Origin of the sequence: Streptomyces sp. NPDC002018, assembly GCF_042890865.1 — a bacterium.
In the GTDB taxonomy this organism is placed as follows: domain Bacteria; phylum Actinomycetota; class Actinomycetes; order Streptomycetales; family Streptomycetaceae; genus Streptomyces.
Map to the genome: position 1 here is coordinate 369,963 of NZ_JBIASO010000006.1, position 23,536 is coordinate 393,498.

Sequence of the window (23,536 nt, forward strand, 5' to 3'; positions counted from 1 at the left end):
GCAGCGGTCTCTCCACGGCTGAAGGGGACGAAGGACGGGACGGGACAAGAGGACCACGGGGACAAGAGGACGACGGGACAAGAGGACCATATGACCGAGGGCACGACGACGGGCGGGCGCCGCGCCCAGCTCAAGCACACGGGGCTGCGGCACGGCTGGACGACCGGTGCGTGCGCGACGGCGGCGACGAAGGCCGCGTACACCGCCCTGCTGACGGCCGAGTTCCCCGACCCGGTGACCATCACCCTCCCCAAGGGACAGACGCCGAGCTTCGCCCTCGCCGCCGAGGAACTGTCCGGCGTCCGGGCGATGGCCGGAGTGGTCAAGGACGCGGGCGACGACCCGGACGTCACGCACGGCGCCCTGATCCGCTCGACCGTACGGCTGCTTCCGCCGGGCTCGGGGGTCCTCTTCCGCGCGGGCCCGGGAGTGGGGACGGTCACGCGCCCCGGACTCCCCCTGGAGGTGGGCGAACCGGCGATCAACCCGGTCCCACGTCAGTTGATGCGTGCCCAGGTCGCGGAGTTGGCGCGGCACCACGGTGGCACGGGCGACGTGGAGATAACGGTCTCGGTCGACAACGGCGAGGAGATCGCCCGTTCCACCTGGAATCCGCGCCTGGGCATCCTGGGCGGGCTCTCCATCCTCGGGACGACGGGCATCGTGGTCCCGTACTCCTGCTCGGCCTGGATCGACTCCATCCGGCGGGGCGTGGACGTGGCCCGCGCGGCGGGCCGTACGCATGTGGCGGGGTGTACGGGCTCGACCTTCGAGAGGACGGTCCTCGCCGCGTACGCCCTGCCCGAGGACGCCCTGCTGGACATGGGTGACTTCGCCGGAGCGGTCCTCACCTATCTCCGCCGCCACCCGGTGCCCCGGCTCACTCTCTGCGGCGGCTTCGCCAAACTCTCCAAACTGGCCGCGGGCCATCTCGACCTCCACTCGTCCCGCTCCCAGGTGGACACGTCCTTCCTCGCGGCTCTGGCGGCGGACGCGGGCGCGGACGCCGCCCTGGCGGCGGAGGTGTCGGAGGCCAACACGGGCCTGGCGGCGCTCCAGTCGTGCCAGGCCCGCGGCATCCCGCTGGGCGACCGGGTGGCCGCGAGGGCGCGGGACGAGGCGCTGCGGGTGCTGCGCGGGGCGCCGGTGGTGGTCGACGTCCTCTGTATCGACAGGGCGGGCACGGTGGTGGGCCGCAGCGAGCCGCGGTAGGAGAGAGTCACGGTAGGAGCAAGTCACGGTAGGAACGAGCCGCGGTAGGAACGAGCCGCGGTACGGGCGGGGCCGGCACGGCGTCGGCACACCTGCGAGCGCGGCCGTAGCGCGCCGGCGCACGTGCGAGGCGGCCAGGCACGACGTCGGCACATGTGCGAGCGCGACATGTGCGAGCGCGGCCGGTCCGCGCGCCGGCACACATGTGAGCGCGGCCGGCACGGCGTCAGCACACGTGCGGGCGTTCCCTTTCCGGCGAGTACAGGTGGCTGTCCCGGAACTGCTCGGCCCCCAGCGTCCGGCCCACCATGATCACTGCCGTCCGTACCACGCCCGCCTCCTTCACCTGCCCCGCGATGTCGTCCAGCGTGCCGCGCAGCACCAGTTCGTCGGGGCGGCTGGCCATCGCCACCACGGCGGCGGGGCAGTCCGCGCCGTAGTGCGGCAGGAGTTCCTCGACCACCCGGTCCACGTACCGCGCCGCGAGGTGGAGCACCAGCAGGGCCCCGCTCCGCCCGAGCGTCGCCAGGTCCTCGCCCGCCGGCATCGGGGTGGCGCGCCGGGCGATCCGCGTCAGGATGACCGTCTGACCCACCGTCGGCACCGTCAGCTCACGCTTCAGCGCCGCGGCCGCCGCGGCGAAGGCCGGTACACCCGGCACCACCTCGTACGGCACACCCGCCGCGTCCAGCCGCCGCATCTGTTCCGCGACCGCGCTGAAGACCGAGGGGTCGCCCGAGTGCAGCCGGGCCACGTCCCGGCCCTCCTCGTGGGCCCGAACCAGCTCGGCGGTGATGCCGTCCAGATCCATCTGTGCCGTGTCGATCAGCCGCGCGCCGGGCGGACACTCGGCCAGCAGCTCACGCGGCACCAGGCTCCCCGCGTAGAGACACACGTCGCACGAGGCGAGCCTGCGCGCGCCGCGCACCGTGATCAGATCGGCGGCGCCGGGGCCGGCGCCGATGAAGTACACCGTCATCGTTGATCTCCTGAGGGGACATGGGGAGAGCCCGGACCGGTGCCCGGCTCCGGGCCTTTGACGACCGACCACTGGGTGACCGGCATCGCCTGCCGCCAGCCCGTGAATCCCCCCACGGGCACCGCGTGCGCGACCGCCAGCCGTACCAGTTCACCGCCCAGGCGCCGGTACCGGTCGGCGAGCAGCGCCTCGGACTCCAGCGTCACCGTGTTCGCGACCAGCCGGCCGCCCACCGGCAGGGCGTCCCAGCAGGCGTCCAACAGCCCCGGTACGGTCAGCCCGCCCCCGACGAACACCGCGTCCGGCGTGGGCAGCCCCGCCAGCGCGCCGGGCGCGGCACCGGTGACGACCCGCAGGCCGGGCACGCCGAGCGCCCGCGCGTTCCGCCCGATCCGCTCCGCCCGCACCGGATCGCGCTCCACCGAGACGGCCCGGCAGGACCGGTGCGCACGCATCCACTCGACGGCGATCGAGCCAGAACCGCCGCCGACGTCCCACAGCAGTTCTCCCGGCGCGGGCGCCAGCGCGCCCAGCGTGGCGGCGCGGACATGGCGCTTGGTGAGCTGGCCGTCGTGTTCGTACGCGGTGTCCGGCAGGCCAGGCACGGCACCGAGGCGCTGCGCGTCCGGCGCGCGACGGCATTCGACCGCCACGACGTTCAGCGGATCACCGGACGGCTCGGCCCAGTCCTGGGCGACGCCCTCGACCCGCCGTTCCTTCTCGGCGTCGCCGAGTCGTTCCAGTACACGCATACGGCTCGGACCGAAACCCCGGTCCCGCAGCAGTGCCGCCACCTCGGCCGGGGTCGCCGCTCCCGCGCTGAGCACCAGGATCCGACGGCCGTCGTACAGGGCAGCGGCGAGCCGCTCGGCGGGGCGGCCGACCAGGGTGACGACCTCCGTGTCCTCCACCGGCCAGCCGAGCCGGGCGCAGGCGTACGAGACGGACGACGGATGCGGCAGGACCCGCAGCGACCCGGCTCCCACCACCTCCGCGAGGGCCCGCCCGATGCCGTAGAACATCGGGTCCCCGCTCGCCAGCACACAGACCCGCCGCCCGGCATGGGCCGCGAGCACCCCGGGCACGGCGGGCCGCAGCGGCGACGGCCACGCCACCCGCTCGGCGGCGCACGCGTCATCCGGTACGAGCGCCAACTGCCGGGCTCCGCCGACCAGCACCTCGGCCGCCCGCAGGGCCTCGCGTGCCCCGCCGGAGAGTCCTGCCCAGCCGTCGGCGCCGATGCCCACGACGGTCACCGCCGACGGGGGCGAAGCGGGGGGCGGTGCGCTCACTGCGATACACCTCTGGGCTTCTGAGCTGGAGAAAGGTGGAGAAAGACGGCCCAAACTCTACTGTCCCGTCATGCCCCGCCCCCGGCGGGCCCGACGCCGCCGCCGGTCCCAGCACCCCCGCCGGTCCCAGCACCCCTACCTGTCCCCGTGCCCCCGCCCGTCCCCGTACCCGCGTCTGTCCCCACACCCCCGCCGGTCCCACCCCCGCTGGTCCCGGCACCCCCGCTGGTCCCGGCACCCCCGCCGGTCCCGGCACCGCCGTCAGCCCCGGCGGCCCCGGTACCCCCAGCGGTGGCAGAGGCCCCCGTGCGCGGGGAGGAGCCGATCCCCTCCACCAGCGCCCGTACCGTCTCCCGCGCGAACTCCGCCTCGCCCTCAGGCCGGAGGGATCCAGCCGTCGGATCGGGATCGAAGAACAGGGTCAGGAAGGCCCGGTGGAAACACGCGCCGATCAGGAGCATCGCGGCCGCGTCCGGGTCGACGGCCGGGGAGAGCCTGCCCAGATCCTGTTCCGCCGTCAGATACGCGGCGAGGGCATGGACGGGCTCCTGCGGGCCCGACGCGTCGAGGTCGAGTTTTCCCCGGTGGGCCGCGAGCAGGTCGGGGCTGGCGAAGAGCGAGGCCGCCATCGGGAACGCGCGGCGGTAGAAGTGGACCGCCACCCGCGCCACCTCCTCCAGATGCCCGACCACCTCCCCCTCCCCCACGCGCCCCGGCAGCTCCGCCAGCGCGTCCGTGAAACGGGGCGCGCGCTCGCGCAGGACCGTGACGAAGATCTCTTCCTTGTCACGGAAGTGCTTGTACAAGGACGCCTCCGAGCACCCCGCCTCCCTCGCGATCTCCTTCGTGGTCGTACGGGTCAGCCCCACGGTGTTCATCAGGCGCGCCGCCGCGTCGAGGATGCGCGAGCGGGTCAGGGCGCCCCCCGTCAGGGGCGGCGACGGCGGCGGGGAGGCTTCTGAGGTCATGTCGGCATCTTAGCTTTGACAAGTGAGTGAACGCTCACCCACTATGGATAGTAAGTATTCACTCCCCTCGGAAAGGCCGTGGTCATGAGGCTGGCAGTGCTGGGAGCCACCGGCGGCGTGGGGCGGCATATCGTCGCGCACGCCCTCGCGGACGGACATACGGTGACGGCCGCGGTCCGGGATCCGGCCCGGCTGGAGGCGACGCACGAGAACCTCACGGTGCTCCGCGCCGACGCCCTCGACACGGCCTCCCTCACCGAGGTCGTCGGCGGGGCGGACGCGGTGCTGTCCGGCATGGGCCAGCTCGGACGGCACGATCCGCTCAAGCCCGCCTCCACGTCCGCCCGCGCGGCGGTGGAGGCGATGACGGCGACCGGGGTGCGGCGGATCGTCGTCGTCAGCGCGGCGCCGCTGAACCGCTCGGGGGCCGGTCAGTCCTGGCTCGCCCACCGGGTCCTCGCGCCCGCGCTCCGGGCGGTCCTCAAGGAGCTGTACGCCGACCTCGAAGTGATGGAGCGGATCCTGCGGGAGAGCGAGGTGGAGTGGACGTCCGTACGTCCGCCCCGGCTGACGAACGCGCCCGGCAGCGGCACCTACCGCCACCAGGTGGACGCGGGTCCGGCGGGCAACGCGATCGCCCGCGCCGATGTGGCCCGCGCCATGCTGGATTTCGTGACGGCCCCGGAGACGGTCCGCCGCACGGTCGGCGTCAGTAGCTGACACGGACGAGGCGCGGGACGGGAACGGCGCGGCGCGGGAGCAGGGGCGCGGCCGGGCGCGGGGACGGGACGGGAACGGCGGCACGCGGGCGGGCGGGGACCTGTGGCCCCTCACCGGGGGGGTCCCCGCCCGACGGACCGTCAGCCGACGGTACGGACTCGGTCGACCGTACGGAACGTCAGCCGGCGGTCCTCACCGGCGAGGTGACACCATCGGCGTCCGCCGCCGCGAAGGCGGTCCGTGGCTGGAGCACCCGCTCGGCCAGCACACCGAAGATCAGCCCGAAGGCCGTCCACAGCAGCGCCTGCACGGCGAGCGACGCCAGCCGGAATTCCCAGAGGAGAGCAGCCGGGAAGGTTTCCCGAACGGCATCGGAGTTGGCGGGCAGGACAAGGCAGGCGACCGCCACGGCGACGACATAACCGGCGCCGGCCACCACGGACGCGTTCCAGCTGCCCAGCTTCGGAGCCAGCCGCCGGCCCACGATGACGGCGATGACCGCCAGCAGCACGCTGAGCACGATCATCAGGAAGAACAGCGTGGTGCGCCGGCCGATGGTGTCCGGGTTGCCCACCGCGGGCGGGGTCGCCGGATACTTCAGGAACGGCACCAGATAGACCGTGACGAAGGCCGCCCCGGCGACCAGCGCCGCGGTCGCCCTCGGCCCGAACCCACCGATCCTGCCCAGGCAGACGGAGAAGACCAACGAGGCGATGCCGCCCAGGGCCACCCCGTACACCAGGACTCCGGTGGCCAGCCCGAAGGTCGACTGGACCGGCCGGCTGACCAGTTCCTCCTCTTCTTCCTCGCCGTGCCCGCCGTGCTCGTGTGCCGCTTCCGGTGCCGCCGCGGGCGCCGACTGGGTCTCCTCCAGCGCGATGGAGTCCCGTACGGAGGGCTCACCGGCCAGATAAGCCAGCGCGAACGCGCAAAGTCCGGCCAGTACGCCCGCGATCATGCCGCGGACCAGGAGTGTTCTGACGGTGGAGGCATGCATGTGCGTGATCTCCGTCAGTGTTCAGTGGCAGGGAAAGCCGAGCAGATGACGGCCGTCGTGCACCCATTCGTGCACGCCCTCACCCGAGAACACCGATGTCGCGCCCTGCTCGGCGCCGACGAAGTAGAGCAGCACCAGCATCAGGGTGCCCACGAACACGGCCCACGGCAGAACCGCGCGCAGCGGAAGCGGGGTCACCTTGACGCTGACGGGCGAAACAACCGGCGGTGCTATGGACTCAGCCATGGCGAAACCTCCTTGGGGAACTCGCGTCCCATTCAGTGGAGCTCGCACGACGGCCGTCGGGTCTGACTGACCGGGCAACCCCACCGCGCTGTCGCGCGGTCGGCACCCGGCATACAGTGGCGCGACCGTGCCGGACTCTCACCGGACTTCCGTCCCGCCGTCGTGATATCGACGTGAAGGTATCGCGAACCGACAGACGGGCCAAGAGGTCATCGATCCACCACAGGCCCGGCACGACCGCCGGAACCGGAGCGGTGCCGGGAGCCGCGAGGCCCGGGAGCGCGGCGAGGGGAGCCCTATGACCACCCGGGTGATGTTCATCTCACCGGCCATCAGCAAGGCCCTGCGCGAGGCCCGTTTCCCCGGAAGCACCGGCCGGACCGATCCGGACACGGACATCGCCGACGGAACCGGAGCCGACTCCGACGCTCTCGATCCCCTCGGGCTCCGGCAGGCCGAAGCCGTACGGGAGACCTTCCCCCGCGCGACCGCGCTGTACGTCTCACCCTCACGCCGCTGCCGCAGGACCGCCGAACTGCTCGGTCTGGACGCCGAGCCACTGTCCGAACTGGCGCCCTGCGCGATGGGCCGCTGGCAGGGCAGAACCCTGGACGACGTGGCCGCCGCGGAACCGGAGTCGGTGGCCGCCTGGCTCTCCGACCCCGCGTCCTCACCGCATGGCGGGGAGTCCCTGGTGGCCCTCCACGCCCGCGTCGGCCACTGGCTGGACAGCCTCGGTTCCGCCTCCGCCTCTGGTTCCGGCTCCGCCTCCGCCTCCGGCGAGGATCCGGCCGGACGCGTCATCGCGGTGGCGGAACCCGACATCGTCCGCGCCGCCGCGGTCCACGCCCTCGGCGCCTCCCTGCGGTCGTTCTGGCGGATCGACATACAGCCCCTGTCCGTCACCGAACTCAGCGGCCGCGACGGCCGCTGGAATCTGCTCGGCGGCCGTCCGCTGCACACCGCCGCGCCCTGAGCGTCGGCCCCTGCCGGTCAGGCCCGGGGGCCCCTCGGGCCCGGGAGGCCCCAGCCCGTCGCCGACGGCCTCGGTAGCCCGGGTGGCCCCAGTAGCCCCGGTGGCGCCGGTAAGCCCGGTGGCCCCCAAGGTGCCGCGGCCCGGCAGGCCGGGCTCGGGCTCATGCTCGGGCTCGGGGTCGTGCTCGGGCTCGTCAGTGGCGGGCTTTGGCCCGGTCCAGCGCGGCGACACCCACCGCCGCCAGACCGATCTGGATTATCCACTCGATCCAGTCGGGTCCGTCCGTATCGGCGACCCCGAAGGCCGCCGCCAGGGCCGTGCCGATCAGGGCCGCGACGATACCGACGACGATCGTCAGCAGCACACCGATGCGCTGGCGCCCGGGGACGACCAGCCGTCCCAGGACTCCGATGACGATGCCGATCACAATGGCCGCGAAAATGCCGGAGATCTCCATGTCCGCTCCTTCTCACCACACTCGCTACCGATCGTGGTGTATGCCAGAACGTCTGCCCACCGAAAATGCGTTCAGTCCGGGAGTGCGATAGTTCGCCAGTTCGGTTTCAGGAGTACCGGCGATGGTCAGGGACCACGATCGGGTGCCGCGCAGTATCACCGCGTGTCACGAAGACCGGCGCCGGTCCCGGGCCCCTGTCAGTCCCCCGTCCTACAGTGCGTGACATGGAGATCAGAGCACCACGTGTACGGCTCGAACCATGGTCGGAAACCGATCTCGGCCTTCTCCGTGCGACGAACGCCCCCGAACTCATGACCCACCTCGGCGGCCCGGAGACGGAGGAGCAACTCCTCAAGCGGCACAACCGCTACGTCGACATGAGCGCGGACCGCACGGGCAGGGGCCGTATGTTCCGCGTCGTGCTGCTGCCGGACGGCGAGGCGGTCGGCACGATCGGGTTCTGGGAGAAGACCTGGCAGGGACAGGAGGTGTACGAGACGGGCTGGGGGGTCCTCGGCGCGTTCCAGGGACGGGGCATCGCCGCCGCGGCGGCCGCGGCGCTCGTGGCACAGGCGAGGGCCGAGAAGAAGCACCGCTATCTGCACGCCTTCCCCTCCGTGGACAATCCGCCGTCGAACCGTCTGTGCCGCCGGGCGGGCTTCACCCTCCAGGGCGAATGCGACTTCGAGTACCCGGCTGGCCATGTGATGCGCTGCAACGACTGGCGGCTGGACCTTGAGCGGGACTGAGCTCCCGCGGCTCGGCCCACCCGGCCGGAGCGGCCCGGAATCCCCTGGCCCGCTCCCCCCGTCCGATGACATCCTGACGTCGTGAACGGACCGGAGATCCAGATCGGATTCGCCCCTGAGCTGCGCCTCTTCGTGGCGGCCGAGCGGCGTCAGGGACGTACGGCCGTGGTCACCGACGGTTCGTCCACGCTCGGCCACGCCGTCGAATCGCTCGGCGTCCCGCTCACCGAGGTGGGCCGGCTGCTGGTCGACGGCCGGGACGTGCCGGTCGCGCACATCCCCGCCGCGGGCGAAACGGTCGAGGTACAGGCCGTGAGCCGGCCGCAGCGGGTGCCGGGCGCACCCCTGCGCTTCCTGCTGGACGTCCATCTCGGCACCCTCGCGCGACGGCTGCGGCTGCTGGGCGTCGACGCGGCGTACGAGAGCGCGGACCCCGGGGATCCGGCGCTGGCCACCCTCTCCGCCACCGAGCGCCGCGTGATGCTGTCCCGGGACCGCGGACTGCTGCGGCGGCGCGAGATCTGGGCCGGGGCGTACATCTACAGCGACCGGCCGGACGACCAGCTCCGTGACGTGCTGGAACGCTTCGCACCCGCCCTCGCGCCGTGGACCCGCTGCACCGCCTGCAACGGCGAACTGGGCCCCGCGGACAAGGACTCCGTCCAGGAGCGGCTGGAGCACGGCACCCAGCGTTCGTACGACGTCTTCGCCCAGTGCCGCTCCTGCGGCCGGGTGTACTGGCGGGGCGCCCACCACGCCCGGCTGGCGGCGATCGTCGAGGCGGCGGTACGCGAATTCGGCCCCGCGGCGGTCCAGTAGGCCCTGCGCGGCCGGGATCGGCGGGGATCAGCCGGACCAGCCAGATCGGCGGGGATCAGCCGCACCGGCCGGACCGGCGGGGATCAGCCGGACCGGCGGGGCTGGTGTCAGAAGACGTACTTGTCGCCGGTGTCCGGGACCAGCATCCGGTGCCGGTGGTTCCCGGTGTCGCGGTCGCTCGCGCCCCCGTTCCACGCGGTGTCGATCCGGACCACCACTTCCTGCGGCTCACCGAACGCCGTGAGGTCGACCGGGATCTCCTGCCCCCGTCCGGCCGCCCTGATCTGCCCCGTACGGCACAGCACCGTCCGCTCGGTCGCCCAGAGACAGGCGGGCGGCAGGGCCTGGCCCGGCAGCAGCGGGACCGAGAAGTCCAGCCGCACGGTGGCCTCCGTCAGTACGGACGGCCCGTGGTTCTGCGTCCGAAGCCGCAGCGTCAACTTGCCGCTCCGCAGCGACACATGGCCGTGGTGGGCCAGATCGGCCTCCGGCTCGACGGGACCGGCGGCCCGGGAAACGCCGGAGCCGCCGGCCCCCGCTCCCGCGCCGAGGCCCGTACCGGAGCCTGTTCCCACACCCGGGCCCGCCCCCGCACCGGAGCCTGTTCCCACACCCGGGCCCGCCCCCGCACCGGAGCCAGGACCCGCCCCCGCCATCACCACCGCGACCGCGGACACCCCTACGAGCAGCGCTTTACCCATTACACCCATGAGGCGAACATACTGATCATCACACCGCAATACCGATAAATCGCCAGGCCGACGCGTCCCCGATCACCCGCATGGCACGCTGTCCGCATGCTGGTGCTCCGCTCCGTCGCCCTCTTCCTCGTCGCCGCCGTCTTCGAGATCGGCGGCGCCTGGCTGGTCTGGCAGGGCGTGCGCGGCGACGGCGGCGGAGGGGGCCGGGGCTGGATCTGGATCGGCGCCGGAGTCCTCGCCCTGGGCGCGTACGGCTTGGTCGCCACGCTCCAGCCGGACGGTGAGTTCGGCCGCATCCTGGCGGCGTACGGCGGGGTCTTCGTCGCGGGCTCGATCGCATGGGGCGTGGTCGCCGACGGCTACCGCCCGGACCGCTGGGACGTCACGGGCGCGCTGGTCTGTCTGGCCGGTATGGCGCTGATCATGTACGCACCGCGCGGCCACTGACACCCCGCCACGACGGAACGGACCGCGCACACCCCCGGACCGCGCACACCTCCGGTCCACGCTCCGGGCAGGCCGCACATCGGCCCGCGCCCCCTGCCTATCCTGGCACCACATCGATCACACGCGCGAGGAGTACGTCATGACCGCCGCGGGCACCCCCATCGCCGTCATCACCGGAGCGAGCAGCGGCATCGGCGCCGCCACCGCGCGGCAGCTCGCCGCGGCCGGCTACCACGTCGTCGTCACCGCCCGCCGCAAGGACCGTATCGAGGCCCTCGCCGCGGAGATCACCTCCGCGGGCCACCTCGCCAGCGCCTACGCCCTCGATGTCACCGACCGCGCGGCCGTGGACGCCTTCGCCGCCGAACTCGACGGCTTCCCCTCCGTGGACGTCCTGGTCAACAACGCCGGGGGCGCGCTCGGCGCCGACCCGGTGGCCACCGGCGACCCGGCCGACTGGCGCCAGATGTACGAGACGAACGTCATCGGCACGCTCAACCTCACCCAGGCCCTGCTGCCCGCCCTCACGGCGAGCGGCGACGGAACGGTGGTCGTCCTCTCCTCCACCGCCGGTCACAGCACCTACGAGGGCGGCGGGGGCTATGTGGCCGCCAAGCACGGCGCGCACGTCCTCGCCGAGACCCTGCGGCTGGAGATCGTCGGCACCCCGGTCCGGGTGATCGAGATCGCCCCCGGCATGGTCAGGACCGAGGAGTTCGCCACCACCCGCTTCCGGGGCGACACCGAGAAGGCGGCGAAGGTCTACGCGGGCGTCGCGGAACCCCTCACCGCCGACGACGTGGCCGACACGATCACCTGGGCGGTCACCCGCCCCAGCCACGTCAACATCGACCTGCTGGTCGTCCGCCCCCGCGCCCAGGCCTCCAACACCAAGGTCCACCGCGAGCTGTGACGACGGCCGGCACAGCCCGGCCGACCGTCCACCGGAACCACAGAGCCACAGAGCCACAGAGCCACAGAGCCACAGAGCCACAGCCAGACGAACCCGCAGCCCGGCGGACCCGCAAGCCCGTCAGCCCTTCACCAAGCCCGTCAGCCCGTCAGCCCTTCACACAGATGACCTGCTTCAGCTTCGCCACGACCCGCACCAGATCCCGCTGCTGATCGATGACCTGCTCGATCGGCTTGTACGCGGCCGGGATCTCGTCCACCACGCCCGCGTCCTTACGGCACTCCACGCCCCGGGTCTGCTCCTCCAGGTCCCGCGTCGAGAAGCGCCGCTTGGCCGCGTTGCGGCTCATCTTCCGGCCCGCCCCGTGGGAGGCCGAGTTGAACGACGCGACGTTCCCCAGCCCCTTCACGATGTACGAGCCGGTCCCCATCGAGCCCGGGATGATGCCGAAGTCCCCGCTGCCCGCACGGATCGCGCCCTTCCGGGTGACCAGCAGATCCATACCGTCGTAACGCTCCTCCGCCACATAGTTGTGGTGGCAGGAGATGACCGGGTCGAAGGCCACCCTGGCCTTCTTGAACTCCTTGCGGACCACGTCCTGGAAGAGCCCCATCATGATCGCTCGGTTGTACTTCGCGTACTCCTGCGCCCAGAAGAGATCGTTCCTGTACGCCGCCATCTGCGGGGTGTCCGCGATGAAGACGGCCAGGTCCCTGTCGATCAGTCCCTGGTTGTGCGGCAGTTTCTGGGCCTCGCCGATGTGATGGTCGGCCAGTTCCTTGCCGATGTTCCGCGATCCGGAGTGAAGCATCAGCCAGACCGAGCCCGATTCATCGAGACAGAACTCAATGAAGTGATTTCCGCTGCCGAGCGTTCCCATCTGCTTCGTGGCACGTTCCTCGCGGAATTTGACCGAATCGGCCACTCCCCCGAACCGCTGCCAGAAGTCGTCCCATCCCGCCGTCGGGAAACCGTGCATACGGCCCGGGTCCACCGGGGAGTCATGCATTCCGCGGCCGACCGGGATCGCCTGTTCGATCTTGGAGCGGAGGCGGGAGAGGTCGCCCGGCAGATCGTTCGCCGTCAGGGACGTCTTCACCGCCGACATGCCGCAGCCGATGTCCACCCCCACCGCCGCCGGGCAGACCGCGCCGTGCATCGCGATCACCGAACCGACCGTCGCGCCCTTGCCGTAGTGCACGTCCGGCATGACGGCCAGGCCCTTGATCCAGGGCAGCGTGGCAACATTGCGGAGCTGCTGCATCGCGCTGTCGTCGACCGCCGCCGGGTCCGCCCACATACGGATCGGGACCTTCGCACCCGGCATCTCTACATAAGACATAGCTCCTCGATTCCCCCGAAAGTCCGAATAACGCAAAAACCGGAACCAGGGCCGTCAAAGGAGACAGCCGACCAGCGTCGACGGCAGTGCGTGCGATAGACATTGTGTCCATCGACCGTCATCCGGCGGCAAGCAGTTTTCGCGCGGCCCCCGCGCGGAACCCCGTACAGAAGGGAGCCCGGGACCGTGCAGCCCAAGGCGCGACACGCGTACCTACCCGGCCTGGCGACGCTCCTCGTGACCGCCGTCGCGGGTTGCTCCGGCGGTGGCGGGGACGGCGGCTCGGCCGCCGACCCCAAGCCGGGCAGCTCCATCACCGCCACGGCCGCCGCCCCCGGCAAGTACCGCACGCTCCGCGAGCCCTGCGGCGCGGTACCGCGCTCCTTGCTCAGGGAGCTGCTGCCCGGGGCCGCCTCGCTCCCCGAGGAGCAGCAGGCGAAGGTGTACGGGGGCACGGCGGCCGTCACCTATGACACGGACCGCCGCGTCGGCTGTAGCTGGAAGGCCGACGGCGCCGTCGCCTCCCACCAGCTCGTGATCGATCTCGAACGCGTGGTGTCGTACGACCCGGCCGTGAGCGACGACCAGCGGGCGCAGGAGGTCTACGGGAAGCAGGAGACCGCCGCCGCGCTGCCGACGCCGAGCGGCGGCAGCGCCGCGAGCCCGTCCTCCACGCCCGCCGGTTCGCCCCCCGCCTCCGGATCCGCCACCGACCCCGGTGCCGAAGACCCCGATACGGGCACGAATACGGATACGGATACGGATACCGGGACAAACCCGAACACCACCGCGCAGACCGGCTCCTCCGCACCGGCCGTTCCCTCCGGCGGCCCCTCGGGATCACCGTCCGAGACCCCGCCCGCCGAGGGTCTGGAGCCCCGCCTCCTGGACGGTCTCGGTGACGCCGCGTTCCTGGACGACATCCTCGCGCGCTCCGGTTCGGCCGCTCAGCACCGCACGGTGAGCGTGGTGTTCCGCACATCCAATGTGATCGTGACCGTCCGGTACACCGAGCAGCCCGCGCTCACCACCGCGGTGCCCGACAGCAGAGAACTGCAGGACAAGGCACGGGGACTGGCCAAGAGGCTCGCCGAGGAACTCGACGAGTAGCGGCCCCCCGCCGGGCCTCCGGTCGCTCCGCGGCCGGGGCCGGGCTCCGGTTCGAGGCCCCGCGCGCCCGGCTCGCCGGTTACCGTGGCCGATCGGACCGTATGACGAATGACCGAGTGAAGGAACCATGCACCGATCAGCCTCGCGACTCCCCCGCATACTCGCCTGCGCAGCCGTTCCGGTGATGCTCGCCGTCGCCGGCTGCTCGTCCGACTCCGGCGAGAAGAGCGACGCCGACAGCTCCTCCGCGAGCCCGAGCGTCCAGCCGTCCGCGACCGTCGCCCCCGCCAGGTTCACCGGACTGCCCGACGTCTGCAAGACGATCGGCCGCAAGACGGTCGACTCGCTCGTGCCGAAGGCCAAGATCAAGGGCGGTACGGCGGGCAAGTCCAGCGACATCACGGTGCGCGCGAGCTGCTCCTGGAACGGTCTGGACGACAACGGCGTCAAGGGCTCGCAGTACCGCTGGCTCGATGTGTCCCTCGCCCGGTACGACTCCGACGTGACGCTCGGCAGCGGCGCCGAGCGGGCCGCCGAGTACTACACGAAGGAGGTCGCAGGGGCCCAGGGCACGGAGGGCGCCAAGGAGGTCAAGGCGACCCCGTCGAGCGGGATCGGCAACGAGGCGACGACCGTCACATACGCGCTCAAGAAGACCGACGAGGACTTCTCGTACGCCACCGTCGTGGCCCGTACGGAGAATGTCGTCGTGACCCTGACCTACAACGGCGCGGGATACGCGGGCGCGAAGTCGCCCGGCGTCGCCGACGTGTCGAAGGACGCGGTGAAGGCGGCCAAGGAGGTCGTGGCGGCGGTGGCGGTCGGCTCCGGACAGGCGCCCGCCACCGGCGAGTCCGCGGCCGGCGACTCGGCCGCCAAGTAGTCCGCCGAGTAGTCCGCCGAGGCCGGGCGGGCACACGCCGGCGTTCGGCGCGGGGGGTTTTCTCCGCTTTTCCCCAGGCGGCCGGCCCTCCCCGGGGGCCCGGCTCCGCTCCCCGCACCACACCATGCGCACACATGTGCCAGGCTGTGCCCGCCGGATGTCGGGCCGTCGGGTACCGATTGTCGAGTACCTGACCGGCTGTCCGACGTCTCACACGGCGTCACTCGGCGCCGCACGGTGTCCTGGGGAGTCGATTACGGGAGGGGATCGCGGGTGGCCGCGATGCAGCTCACACGCACGCACCGAATACTCATCGGGGTCGTGGTCTTCGGAGCGGTCGTCATCGCCGCGATCGGCTTCGCGGGGTCCTACGCCGCCGTACGCGAACTGGCGGAGGAGAAGGGCTTCGGGCAGTTCTCACTGGTCTTCCCGATCGGTATCGACGCGGGCATCTGTGTCCTGCTCGCGCTCGACCTCCTGCTGACCTGGATCCGTATCCCCTTCCCGCTGCTGCGCCAGTCGGCGTGGATCCTGACGACGGCCACCATCGCCTTCAACGGCGCGGCGGCCTGGCCGGACCCGCTGGGCGTCGGGATGCACGCGGTGATCCCCCTCCTCTTCATCGTCTCCGTCGAGGCCGCGCGCCACGCGGTGGGCCGGATCGCGGACATCACCGCCGACAAGCACATGGAGGGCGTACGGCTCACCCGCTGGCTGCTCTCGCCCGGCCCCACGTTCATGCTGTGGCGCAGGATGAAGCTGTGGGAGCTGCGGTCGTACGAGCAGGTCATCAAGCTCGAACAGGACCGGCTCATCTACCAGTCACGTCTCCAGGCGCGGTTCGGCCGCAACTGGCGCCGCAAAGCCCCCATCGAGGCGCTGATGCCGCTGCGGCTCGCGAAGTACGGCGTACCGCTCGCGGACACCGCGCCCTCGGGTCTGGCCGCCGCCGGGATAGAGCCGGTGCTGCTGCCGCCCGCGCCGCCGATGGCCGAACTCCCGCAGGGCCGGGCCGAGGTATCCGCCGATGTCCCGGCACCGGCACACGCCCCGGACCCACAAGCACAGCTCCAGCCCCAGCAGCCCCAGCAGCAGCCGCAGTTCCAGCAGAACGGGCAGGGCCCGCACCCCGACGCTCCGGCGCAGCAGGAGCAGCAGCCGGCGCAGCCCCAGCAGCAGCCGCAGCCGGGCCAGCAGGGCCAGCAGGGCCAGCAGCAACAGCCCGACGCCGAAGCCCAGTTCCCGCCCCAGACCCCGACCCACATCAGCCCGTGGTTCGCGGCGCCCCAGGTCCCGGAGGGCGCGTACGAGGGCGCCTACAACCCCACCTATGTGGAGGGCCTCGAACCCACGCCGGTGATGATTCCCTCCGGCCCCGGCCGTAGCCGCCCGCTCGGCGGCGTGCCCGTACAGCGCGCGCAGGAGCAGCCCCAGCAGCAGGCCGAGCCCTCCGAGACCGAGGCCGCGGGTCCCGCCGGCCCCGGCCAGGAGCAGTCCGAAGAGCTGCCCACCCCCAACCTGCCCGACGACGTCACGCGCGAAGAGGCGTACTACGGGGCCTTCCGGAAGTACATCAGCGAGAACGGCGGCTTCCCCAACGCCCGCCAGTTCGGCCTCTATCTGATGGACCTGTACAGCATCACGGGGCGCAACGGCGGCCCGCTGACCGAGAGCGCGCTTCGGCCCTATCTGCGTGAGTTCCCCTACCGCTACCAGGCGGAGCTGGACTCCGAGCACATCGCGTAACCCGAAGAGAGCCCGGCGCCCGAAGTGGGTCCGGTACCCGAACAGAGCCCGGCGCCCGAGGACAGCCGGAAGCCCGACGACAGCCGGGCGCCCGAAGAGAGCCGAGCCCCGAAACAGCCTCAGGGTCCGGGTCCGCCCCCATCGGGGACGGACCCGGACCCTGAGTCGGCATCCGGCGCGACAGGCTCAGGCGCCGAGCAGCTTCCGCACCCGGTCCGCCCCCACCGCCAGCAGCAGCGTGGGCAGCCGCGGCCCGGTGTCCCGGCCCACCAGCAGCCGGTACAGCAGCGCGAAGAACGACCGCTGCGCGGTCTTCAGCTCCGCCGTCGGCTTGGCGTCGGGCGCCAGACCCGCCAGTACCTTCGGCACCCCGTAGACGAGCGTGGTCAGCCCGTCCAGCGACCAGTGGCTGTCCAGACCCTCCAGCAGCAGCCGCAGCGACTCCCGCGCCTGCTCGTCCAGCGAGTCCAGCAGCGCGTGGTCGGGCTCGGAGCGCACGATCGTCCGCGCCTCGGCCGGCACCTGGCTGGTGATCCAGTTCTCGGCGCGGTCGAGCCGGGGGCGCACCTCGTCCAGCGAGGTCAGCGGACGGGCCGGGTCCAGCTCGCTGAGGATCCGCAGGGTCTGCTCCTCGGCACCGGCGGTGATGTCCACGACCGACGCCAGCGTGCGGTAGGCCAGCGGGCGTGGCGTGCTCGGCAGCACCCCGGCCGCCGTGCCCGTGGCGCGGGCGTACGCGGCGGCGTCGGCCGGCAGGACGGAACCGTCCGCGACCTTGCGCTCCAGCGCGTCCCACTCGTCGTAGAGCCGCTGGATCTCCTGGTCGAAGGCGATCTTGAACGACTGGTTCGGCCTGCGCCGCGCGTAGAGCCAGCGCAGCAGCGGCGCCTCCATGATCTTCAGCGCGTCGGCCGGGGTCGGCACCCCGCCCTTGCTCGACGACATCTTCGCCATCCCGGAGATCCCGACGAAGGCGTACATCGGGCCGATCGGCTGTACCCCGTCGAAGACCTCCCGCACGATCTGGCCGCCCACGACGAACGAGGACCCCGGCGAGGAGTGGTCGACCCCGGACGGCTCGAAGATGACGCCCTCGTACGCCCAGCGCATCGGCCAGTCGACCTTCCAGACCAGCTTGCCGCGGTTGAACTCGCTCAGCCGCACGGTCTCGGAGAAGCCGCACTCCGCGCAGGTGTACGTCAGCTCCGTCGTTCCGTCGTCGTACGAGGTGACGGTGGTCAGATCCTTGCCGCAGCCGCCGCAGTACGGCTTGTACGGGAAGTAGCCGGCGGAGCCGCCGCTGCCGTCGTCCTCGGCGGCGGCGCCCGAGCCCTCCTCGGCCTCCAGCTCGGCCTCCTCGGCCTTCTTCCGGCCGCCCTTGGCCTGGGCCGGGACCTTGGCGCCCGCCCGGCCCCCGTCCCGGCCCGCGTCCTGTCCGCCGTCCTGGCCCGCGGCCTGTCCGCCGTCCTGGCCCTTGGCCTTGGCCTTGTCCTTGGTCCGGTAGCGGTCGAGGATCGCGTCGATCTGGGCGCGGTGCTTCATCGCGTGCAGGATCTGCTCGCGGTACACCCCCGACGTGTACTGCTCCGTCTGGCTGATCCCGTCGTACTCGATGCCCAGCTCGGCCAGCGACTCGGTCATCGCGGCCTTGAAGTGCTCGGCCCAGTTCGGATAGGCCGACCCGGCAGGGGCGGGCACCGACGTCAGCGGCCTGCCGATGTGCTCGGCCCAGGACGCGTCCGTACCCGGCACGCCCGCGGGCACCTTGCGGTAGCGGTCGTAGTCGTCCCACGAGATCAGATGCCTGACCTCGTACCCCCGCCTGCGGATCTCGTCCGCGACCAGGTGCGGGGTCATGACCTCGCGCAGATTGCCCAGATGGATCGGGCCCGAGGGGGAGAGTCCTGACGCGACCACGACCGGTTTGCCAGGCGCACGCCGCTCCGACTCGGCGATGACATCGTCCGCGAAACGGGAGACCCAGTCGGTCTCTGTGCTCTGAGCCACGGTCGGCACGTCCTTCTCTCTGCTACGCCCTGCTGGGGGTCCGGTGGCCATGAGGAACCGGTGTCCCTCATTGTCCCAGGTCCCCCGGACAGAGCGAAAACGCCTTGATGGCCCATGGGATACTGGGACAAGCTCAAGGAGCGGCACGACGTGAGGACGGCCCGCGGCTCCACGCCGCGCACCACGCTCCCGCACCGCACGCACCGCCGCTCAGGCATCCCTCACCGCACCCGACAGGAACGGCACCAGCCCATGGCCTCGGTCACTTCCCTCGCTTCGACCGTCGATCAGCGCATCGCGGACGCCCTCTCGGCAGCCCTGCCGGAGGCCGGTACCGCGGACCCGCTGCTGCGCCGGAGCGACCGGGCCGACTTCCAGGCCAACGGCATCCTGGCGCTCGCGAAGAAGCTCAAGGGCAATCCGCGCGAGCTGGCGACGCGGGTCGTCGCCGCGCTCCCCGCCGATGGCCCGATCAAGCACATCGAGGTCTCCGGACCCGGCTTCCTCAACATCGGCGTCACGGACCGGGCGATCATCGAGACCCTCGCGGCGCGGGCGGCGGACAGCCGGCTCGGTGTGCCGTACGCGGAGCGGCCGGGCACGACCGTGATCGACTACGCGCAGCCGAACGTGGCCAAGGAGATGCACGTCGGTCATCTCCGGTCGGCCGTGATCGGCGCGGCGATGGTCGAGATCCTGGAGTTCACCGGCGAGAAGGTGATCAGGCGCCATCACATCGGCGACTGGGGCACCCAGTTCGGCATGCTCATCCAGTATCTGGTCGAGCACCCGCACGAGCTGGACCACGGGGACGGTGCCGGGGACGGTGCCGGTGCGGGCGCCGGCGCGGCCGTCGACGGCGAGACCGCGATGTCGAACCTGAACCGGCTCTACAAGGCCTCGCGCGCGCTCTTCGACTCCGACGAGGAGTTCAAGGCGCGGTCACGCGACCGGGTGGTGGCGCTCCAGGCCGGTGACGAGGAGACCCGGGTCTTCTGGCAGCGTTTCGTGGACGAGTCGAAGATCTACTTCTACTCCGTCTTCGACAAGCTGGACCTGGAGATCCACGACTCCGACGTCGTGGGTGAGTCCGGCTACAACCACATGCTGGAGGAGACCTGCCGGATCCTGGAGGAGACGGGCGTCGCCGTCCGCTCCGAGGGCGCGCTCTGTGTCTTCTTCGAGGATGTGAAGGGGCCCGACGGCAATCAGGTCCCGCTGATCGTCAAGAAGTCCAACGGCGGCTACGGCTACGCGGCCACCGACCTCTCCGCGATCCGCGACCGGGTGCGGAACCTGGACGCGACGGCCCTGCTGTATGTCGTGGACGTACGGCAGTCGCTGCACTTCAGGATGGTCTTCGAGACCGCGCGGCGGGCCGGCTGGCTCAACGACGAGGTGCACGCCGTCCAGCTCGCGTTCGGCACGGTGCTCGGCAAGGACGGCAAGCCGTTCAAGACGCGTGAGGGCGAGACCGTACGGCTCCAGGACCTGCTCGACGAGGCGGTCGAGCGGGCGACGTCGGTCGTACGGGAGAAGGCCGAGAAGGCCGGTCTCAGCGAGCACGAGATCACCGAGAACGGCCGGTACGTCGGCATCGGCGCGGTGAAGTACGCGGATCTGTCGACCTCGGCGGTACGGGACTACAAGTTCGACCTGGACCAGATGGTCTCGCTGCACGGCGACACGTCCGTCTATCTCCAGTACGCGTACGCCCGGATCAAGTCGATCCTGCGCAAGGCGGGCGACACCGCTCCCGCCGCCCGCCCGGAGCTGGAGCTGGCCCCGGCGGAGCGGGCGCTCGGCCTGCATGTGGACGAGTTCGGCGCGGTCCTGGCCGAGGTCGCGTCCTCGTACGAGCCGCACAAGCTGGCGGCGTATCTGTACCAGCTCGCGTCGCACTTCACCACGTTCTACGACCAGTGCCCGGTGCTGAAGGCGGACACCCCCGCCCAGGTCGAGAACCGGCTGTTCCTGTGCGATCTGACGGCCCGCACGCTCCAGCGGGGCCTGGCCCTGCTCGGCATCCGGGCCCCCGAGCGCCTCTAGACGTCCGGTCGGACAGCAGCTACGCCTTGTCGGCCAAGGCCTGGGCCGTCCGGTCCAGGCCTGTCCGGCCCGCTCAGCCCGTGGCGGCCGGCTGCCACTGCGTACCGCCCGGCGGATAGTCGTACCGGGGTCGTCCCGACGCTCCGCTCGTACGGAACGGCCTGCCGCGGTCGTCCACCCGGAGCGTGCCGTGCCGCTCACCGCTGGACCACTCCAGCTCCAGGTACCAGCTCACCTCACGCGTGCTCGCACGGGCGGAGACATAGAGCACCTCGGGATCCGACTCGCTCACCTTGTACGGGAAGTCCCGCTGACCTGCCTTCGGCACGGAACCGGGCCTGGCCGCGTCCAGATCGATGTCGAAGGACTTCGTGGAGACTCCGCCCCCGCAGCCGACCCCCATCGCGTAGTCGGTCCAGGCGAGCGGGGCGCCGCTCTTCACGACGCGTACGCGCAGCGCCTGGAGCACGACCGTCTCCGCGCCGGTGCCCTGCACGGTGAGTTCGATGAACTGGCCGTCGCTCGCGACCCCGCCGAGCGCGTTGACCCAGCCGGCCGCGTCCTGCTCGGTGGGCGGCGGAGGGACCTCCGCCGGCGGACGGTCGATGAGGTAGTGCTGACTGCACGGGTCCTCGAAGGCGTACGGACGGACGGACACCGCGACCGGCACGGCCCCGGTGGCGGGAGCGGTGTCCGCGCCGGAGGAGGCACGGTCGGCGGCGGGCGTCCGGCTCGCGCCCGGGGAGGCCGGCGGACTCGCGTCGGCCGGGCGGGAGTCGGAGGGGGACACGGACGGGGACTTCGCCTCGGCCGGAGCGGAGGACGGAGTGCCCGCCCCCGCGCCCTTGCCTTCGCCCGGGGTGTCCGCCGCCGAGGCGGCGACGGAACCGTCCCCCGACGACAGCGCGGCCCGGCCGCCCAGGACCACGGCGGGAACGGCGACCGCGACGACCGCGACCGCGGCGAGAACAAGGCGCAGCCGTCCGGCCGACACACCGGTACGGACGCCACCGGGGGTACGGGGAGCGTCCCGCGACGTACGCACCTCGGGTACGGACGTGGCCATCGCGGGCCCGGACTGCGCCGACTCGACAGCGGAAGCGGGAGCGGAAGCGGGGTCAGGGGCGGGAGCCGGGCCGGGCTCGGACACGGGCGTGGCCGGCACGGAAGCGGCCGGCGCGGCAGCGGGCGGGGCGGCGGGCGGCGCGGCAGCGGGCGGCGCGGCCGACCGTGCTCGCCGTCTGGCCTCGTCCGCCAGGATCCAGCGCCGGTGCAGTTCGACCAGTTCCTCGGCGGTCGCCCCGCAGAGCCTGGCGAGCCGCTCGACGGAGGCGAACTCGGCGGGCACGGCATCGCCGTTGCAGTAGCGGTGCAGCGTGGACGTGCTCATATGGAGCTTCCCGGCGAGGACTCCGTAGCTGCGTCCCGAGCGGTCCTTCACTTCCCTGAGCAGTCCCGCGAAGGCCTCGGCCTCGGTCGTCGGCACTGGCTGTTTCCCCCTCGACTTCCCCTACCGGACCATCCCGGGAACGCCGTTCCGGTCCGGGGAGTGTTCGTTTTCCCAGGTCAACCAGTGCGCAGAGTTCCCGCGTCTCCATTGTCCCTGCCGGACGCGGCCGCTCACGACCGCGTCCCCGTCGCATACCGAATGACAGCCGTCCGTACCGAATGACAGGAATCCGACCGAATGCGGCTACGCGGCAGGCGGGTACGCGCCGTACTCGCCGCCCCAGGAGGCCGAGGCGCCCCGCGGCCGGTGTCAGCGCGCGGCCGGTGTCAGCGCGCGCCGAGCTTCTCCGCGGCCTCCGTGGCCCAGTACGTCAGGATCATGTCCGCGCCCGCGCGCTTGATCCCGGTCAGGGTCTCCATGATCGCCGCGTCACGGTCGATCCAGCCCTTCTCCGCCGCCGCCTCGACCATCGCGTACTCACCGGAGATCTGGTACGCCGCGACCGGCACGGCCGTCTCGGCGGCGATACGCGCCAGGACGTCCAGATAGGGCAGGGCCGGCTTGACCATCACCATGTCGGCGCCCTCGTCGAGGTCGAGCGCCAGCTCCCGCAGGGACTCCCGTACGTTCGCCGGGTCCTGCTGGTACGTCTTGCGGTCGCCCTTCAGCGAGGAGCCCACGGCCTCACGGAAGGGACCGTAGAACGCGGACGAGTACTTCGCCGTGTAGGCGAGGATCGACACGTCCTCCTTGCCGATGGTGTCCAGGGCCTCACGGACCACCCCGATCTGACCGTCCATCATGCCGCTGGGGCCGACCACATGAACACCCGCGTCGGCCTGGACCTGTGCCATCTCGGCATACCGTTCGAGGGTCGCGTCGTTGTCGACACGGCCCTCCGCGTCCAGCACCCCGCAGTGGCCGTGGTCGGTGTACTCGTCCAGGCACAGGTCGGACATGATGACCAGCTCGTCACCGACCTCCGCCCGCACCGCGCGGATGCCGGCCTGGAGGATGCCGTCGGGGTCCGTGCCCGCCGTGCCGGCCGCGTCCTTCTTGGCGTCCTCGGGGACACCGAAGAGCATGATCCCGGAGACGCCCGCCGCGGCCGCCTCCGCCGCCGCCTTGCGCAGGGTGTCCAGCGTGTGCTGGACCACGCCGGGCATCGCGGCGATGGGGACGGGCCGGTCGATCCCCTCCCGTACGAACGCGGGGAGGATGAGATCCGCCGGGTGCAGCCGCGTCTCCGCGACCATCCGCCGCAGCACCGGGTTCACCCGCAGCCGCCGGGGCCGCGAACCGGGAAAGGATCCGTACACAGTCATCGTCAGTCGCCTCTCGCGCCTCTGGGGTGCGCCGCTTCGCCGGGCCCGGGACGGGTCGGCTCCGGCGCCGGGAGCCCGGCCGGACCGGGGCGCCCGGCCGGCCGTCGGACCACCTTCGACCATAGCCCCAGGCGCCCGGCCGCCTTAC

General features: G+C 71.9%; 22 protein-coding genes and 1 riboswitch. Of the genes, 11 read left to right on the forward strand and 11 right to left on the reverse strand.

Annotated features, from left to right (window positions below; genetic code table 11):
* Positions 1 to 90: 90 nt before the first annotated feature.
* Positions 91 to 1,212, forward strand: coding sequence for a cobalt-precorrin-5B (C(1))-methyltransferase (locus ACFYYH_RS12980; protein WP_388549576.1), 1,122 nt, complete (start codon positions 91 to 93; stop codon positions 1,210 to 1,212).
* A gap of 226 nt (positions 1,213 to 1,438) precedes the next feature.
* Here the strand turns inward: ACFYYH_RS12980 and cobM are convergent, their stop codons facing one another.
* The 3 genes from cobM to ACFYYH_RS12995 all read right to left on the reverse strand — a co-directional run bounded on the left by cobM (position 1,439) and on the right by ACFYYH_RS12995 (position 4,451).
* A complete protein-coding gene (gene cobM, locus ACFYYH_RS12985) occupies positions 1,439 to 2,191 on the reverse strand; it encodes a precorrin-4 C(11)-methyltransferase (protein ID WP_388549578.1) in 753 nt (250 codons plus the stop codon).
* Entirely contained in the window at positions 2,188 to 3,483 is a 1,296-nt protein-coding gene (gene cbiE, locus ACFYYH_RS12990; protein WP_388549580.1) for a precorrin-6y C5,15-methyltransferase (decarboxylating) subunit CbiE, read from the reverse strand. Before cbiE ends, cobM begins: the two co-directional genes overlap by 4 nt.
* A gap of 68 nt (positions 3,484 to 3,551) precedes the next feature.
* Positions 3,552 to 4,451 (reverse strand): TetR/AcrR family transcriptional regulator, encoded by a 900-nt coding sequence (locus tag ACFYYH_RS12995; RefSeq protein WP_388549583.1) that lies wholly within the window; start codon positions 4,449 to 4,451, stop codon positions 3,552 to 3,554.
* Positions 4,452 to 4,535: 84 nt separating this feature from the next.
* Here ACFYYH_RS12995 and ACFYYH_RS13000 point away from each other — a divergent pair, with 84 nt between their 5' ends.
* Entirely contained in the window at positions 4,536 to 5,171 is a 636-nt protein-coding gene (locus ACFYYH_RS13000) for an NAD(P)-dependent oxidoreductase (protein WP_388549586.1), read from the forward strand.
* 178 nt (positions 5,172 to 5,349) lie between these two features.
* On the opposite strand, the gene ACFYYH_RS13005 is transcribed toward ACFYYH_RS13000, so the two are convergent.
* Both ACFYYH_RS13005 and ACFYYH_RS13010 read right to left on the reverse strand, forming a co-directional pair.
* Positions 5,350 to 6,168 (reverse strand): CbtA family protein, encoded by an 819-nt coding sequence (locus ACFYYH_RS13005; protein WP_388549589.1) that lies wholly within the window; start codon positions 6,166 to 6,168, stop codon positions 5,350 to 5,352.
* Positions 6,169 to 6,189: 21 nt separating this feature from the next.
* Positions 6,190 to 6,414 (reverse strand): CbtB domain-containing protein, encoded by a 225-nt coding sequence (locus ACFYYH_RS13010; protein WP_388549592.1) that lies wholly within the window; start codon positions 6,412 to 6,414, stop codon positions 6,190 to 6,192.
* A gap of 60 nt (positions 6,415 to 6,474) precedes the next feature.
* Positions 6,475 to 6,565, reverse strand: a riboswitch (cobalamin riboswitch).
* A gap of 147 nt (positions 6,566 to 6,712) precedes the next feature.
* On the opposite strand from ACFYYH_RS13010, the gene ACFYYH_RS13015 reads away from it, so the two are divergent.
* Complete coding sequence (locus ACFYYH_RS13015; RefSeq protein ID WP_388549594.1) at positions 6,713 to 7,390, forward strand: histidine phosphatase family protein; 678 nt, start codon at positions 6,713 to 6,715, stop codon at positions 7,388 to 7,390.
* Between the two features lie 193 nt (positions 7,391 to 7,583).
* On the opposite strand, the gene ACFYYH_RS13020 is transcribed toward ACFYYH_RS13015, so the two are convergent.
* Positions 7,584 to 7,847, reverse strand: a complete 264-nt coding sequence (locus ACFYYH_RS13020) for a GlsB/YeaQ/YmgE family stress response membrane protein (protein WP_388549596.1) — start codon at positions 7,845 to 7,847, stop codon at positions 7,584 to 7,586.
* Positions 7,848 to 8,071: 224 nt separating this feature from the next.
* On the opposite strand from ACFYYH_RS13020, the gene ACFYYH_RS13025 reads away from it, so the two are divergent.
* Positions 8,072 to 8,596 (forward strand): GNAT family N-acetyltransferase, encoded by a 525-nt coding sequence (locus ACFYYH_RS13025; protein WP_388549598.1) that lies wholly within the window; start codon positions 8,072 to 8,074, stop codon positions 8,594 to 8,596.
* An 81-nt stretch (positions 8,597 to 8,677) separates the two neighbouring features.
* Positions 8,678 to 9,415 (forward strand): Mut7-C RNAse domain-containing protein, encoded by a 738-nt coding sequence (locus ACFYYH_RS13030; protein WP_388549601.1) that lies wholly within the window; start codon positions 8,678 to 8,680, stop codon positions 9,413 to 9,415.
* Between the two features lie 107 nt (positions 9,416 to 9,522).
* Here the strand turns inward: ACFYYH_RS13030 and ACFYYH_RS13035 are convergent, their stop codons facing one another.
* Positions 9,523 to 10,125 carry a hypothetical protein gene (locus ACFYYH_RS13035; protein ID WP_388549602.1) on the reverse strand — a complete coding sequence of 201 codons (603 nt, stop codon included), beginning with the start codon at positions 10,123 to 10,125 and terminating at the stop codon, positions 9,523 to 9,525.
* A gap of 87 nt (positions 10,126 to 10,212) precedes the next feature.
* Here ACFYYH_RS13035 and ACFYYH_RS13040 point away from each other — a divergent pair, with 87 nt between their 5' ends.
* Together ACFYYH_RS13040 and ACFYYH_RS13045 are read left to right on the forward strand one after the other, a co-directional pair.
* Positions 10,213 to 10,563 carry a YnfA family protein gene (locus tag ACFYYH_RS13040; protein ID WP_388549605.1) on the forward strand — a complete coding sequence of 117 codons (351 nt, stop codon included), beginning with the start codon at positions 10,213 to 10,215 and terminating at the stop codon, positions 10,561 to 10,563.
* A gap of 139 nt (positions 10,564 to 10,702) precedes the next feature.
* Entirely contained in the window at positions 10,703 to 11,476 is a 774-nt protein-coding gene (locus ACFYYH_RS13045; RefSeq protein WP_388549607.1) for an SDR family NAD(P)-dependent oxidoreductase, read from the forward strand.
* 148 nt (positions 11,477 to 11,624) lie between these two features.
* Here ACFYYH_RS13045 and ACFYYH_RS13050 read toward each other — a convergent pair whose 3' ends face one another.
* The gene (locus tag ACFYYH_RS13050) at positions 11,625 to 12,818 is read right to left on the reverse strand and encodes an RtcB family protein (RefSeq protein ID WP_388549610.1); all 1,194 of its coding nucleotides are present in this window, start codon (positions 12,816 to 12,818) and stop codon (positions 11,625 to 11,627) included.
* 186 nt (positions 12,819 to 13,004) lie between these two features.
* Between ACFYYH_RS13050 and ACFYYH_RS13055 the strand changes: the two genes are divergently transcribed.
* From ACFYYH_RS13055 to ACFYYH_RS13065, 3 genes are all read left to right on the forward strand, one after another.
* Positions 13,005 to 13,928 (forward strand): DUF3558 domain-containing protein, encoded by a 924-nt coding sequence (locus tag ACFYYH_RS13055; RefSeq protein WP_388549612.1) that lies wholly within the window; start codon positions 13,005 to 13,007, stop codon positions 13,926 to 13,928.
* A 127-nt stretch (positions 13,929 to 14,055) separates the two neighbouring features.
* Entirely contained in the window at positions 14,056 to 14,811 is a 756-nt protein-coding gene (locus ACFYYH_RS13060) for a DUF3558 domain-containing protein (protein WP_388549615.1), read from the forward strand.
* Between the two features lie 273 nt (positions 14,812 to 15,084).
* Positions 15,085 to 16,557, forward strand: coding sequence for a DUF2637 domain-containing protein (locus ACFYYH_RS13065; protein ID WP_388549617.1), 1,473 nt, complete (start codon positions 15,085 to 15,087; stop codon positions 16,555 to 16,557).
* Positions 16,558 to 16,743: 186 nt separating this feature from the next.
* On the opposite strand, the gene lysS is transcribed toward ACFYYH_RS13065, so the two are convergent.
* Positions 16,744 to 18,573, reverse strand: coding sequence for a lysine--tRNA ligase (gene lysS, locus ACFYYH_RS13070; protein ID WP_388549620.1), 1,830 nt, complete (start codon positions 18,571 to 18,573; stop codon positions 16,744 to 16,746).
* Positions 18,574 to 18,816: 243 nt separating this feature from the next.
* Between lysS and argS the strand changes: the two genes are divergently transcribed.
* Positions 18,817 to 20,613 (forward strand): arginine--tRNA ligase, encoded by a 1,797-nt coding sequence (gene argS, locus ACFYYH_RS13075; RefSeq protein ID WP_388549622.1) that lies wholly within the window; start codon positions 18,817 to 18,819, stop codon positions 20,611 to 20,613.
* A 73-nt stretch (positions 20,614 to 20,686) separates the two neighbouring features.
* Here argS and ACFYYH_RS13080 read toward each other — a convergent pair whose 3' ends face one another.
* On the reverse strand, positions 20,687 to 22,099 hold the full coding sequence (locus ACFYYH_RS13080) for a helix-turn-helix domain-containing protein (RefSeq protein WP_388549625.1): 1,413 nt from the start codon (positions 22,097 to 22,099) through the stop codon (positions 20,687 to 20,689).
* Positions 22,100 to 22,389: 290 nt separating this feature from the next.
* Complete coding sequence (gene hemB, locus ACFYYH_RS13085) at positions 22,390 to 23,388, reverse strand: porphobilinogen synthase (RefSeq protein WP_388549627.1); 999 nt, start codon at positions 23,386 to 23,388, stop codon at positions 22,390 to 22,392.
* Positions 23,389 to 23,536 lie beyond the last annotated feature (148 nt).

Excerpts from the sequence above, each read along its gene's own strand:
- ACFYYH_RS12980 (WP_388549576.1), top strand. The coding sequence starts at position 91 with ATGACCGAGGGCACGACGACGGGCGGGCGCCGCGCCCAGCTCAAGCAC.
- cobM (WP_388549578.1), bottom strand. The coding sequence starts at position 2,191 with ATGACGGTGTACTTCATCGGCGCCGGCCCCGGCGCCGCCGATCTGATC.
- ACFYYH_RS12995 (WP_388549583.1), bottom strand. The coding sequence starts at position 4,451 with ATGACCTCAGAAGCCTCCCCGCCGCCGTCGCCGCCCCTGACGGGGGGC.
- ACFYYH_RS13000 (WP_388549586.1), top strand. The coding sequence starts at position 4,536 with ATGAGGCTGGCAGTGCTGGGAGCCACCGGCGGCGTGGGGCGGCATATC.
- ACFYYH_RS13005 (WP_388549589.1), bottom strand. The coding sequence starts at position 6,168 with ATGCATGCCTCCACCGTCAGAACACTCCTGGTCCGCGGCATGATCGCG.
- ACFYYH_RS13010 (WP_388549592.1), bottom strand. The coding sequence starts at position 6,414 with ATGGCTGAGTCCATAGCACCGCCGGTTGTTTCGCCCGTCAGCGTCAAG.
- ACFYYH_RS13015 (WP_388549594.1), top strand. The coding sequence starts at position 6,713 with ATGACCACCCGGGTGATGTTCATCTCACCGGCCATCAGCAAGGCCCTG.
- ACFYYH_RS13020 (WP_388549596.1), bottom strand. The coding sequence starts at position 7,847 with ATGGAGATCTCCGGCATTTTCGCGGCCATTGTGATCGGCATCGTCATC.
- ACFYYH_RS13025 (WP_388549598.1), top strand. The coding sequence starts at position 8,072 with ATGGAGATCAGAGCACCACGTGTACGGCTCGAACCATGGTCGGAAACC.
- ACFYYH_RS13035 (WP_388549602.1), bottom strand. The coding sequence starts at position 10,125 with ATGGGTGTAATGGGTAAAGCGCTGCTCGTAGGGGTGTCCGCGGTCGCG.
- ACFYYH_RS13040 (WP_388549605.1), top strand. The coding sequence starts at position 10,213 with ATGCTGGTGCTCCGCTCCGTCGCCCTCTTCCTCGTCGCCGCCGTCTTC.
- ACFYYH_RS13045 (WP_388549607.1), top strand. The coding sequence starts at position 10,703 with ATGACCGCCGCGGGCACCCCCATCGCCGTCATCACCGGAGCGAGCAGC.
- ACFYYH_RS13050 (WP_388549610.1), bottom strand. The coding sequence starts at position 12,818 with ATGTCTTATGTAGAGATGCCGGGTGCGAAGGTCCCGATCCGTATGTGG.
- ACFYYH_RS13060 (WP_388549615.1), top strand. The coding sequence starts at position 14,056 with ATGCACCGATCAGCCTCGCGACTCCCCCGCATACTCGCCTGCGCAGCC.
- argS (WP_388549622.1), top strand. The coding sequence starts at position 18,817 with ATGGCCTCGGTCACTTCCCTCGCTTCGACCGTCGATCAGCGCATCGCG.
- hemB (WP_388549627.1), bottom strand. The coding sequence starts at position 23,388 with ATGACTGTGTACGGATCCTTTCCCGGTTCGCGGCCCCGGCGGCTGCGG.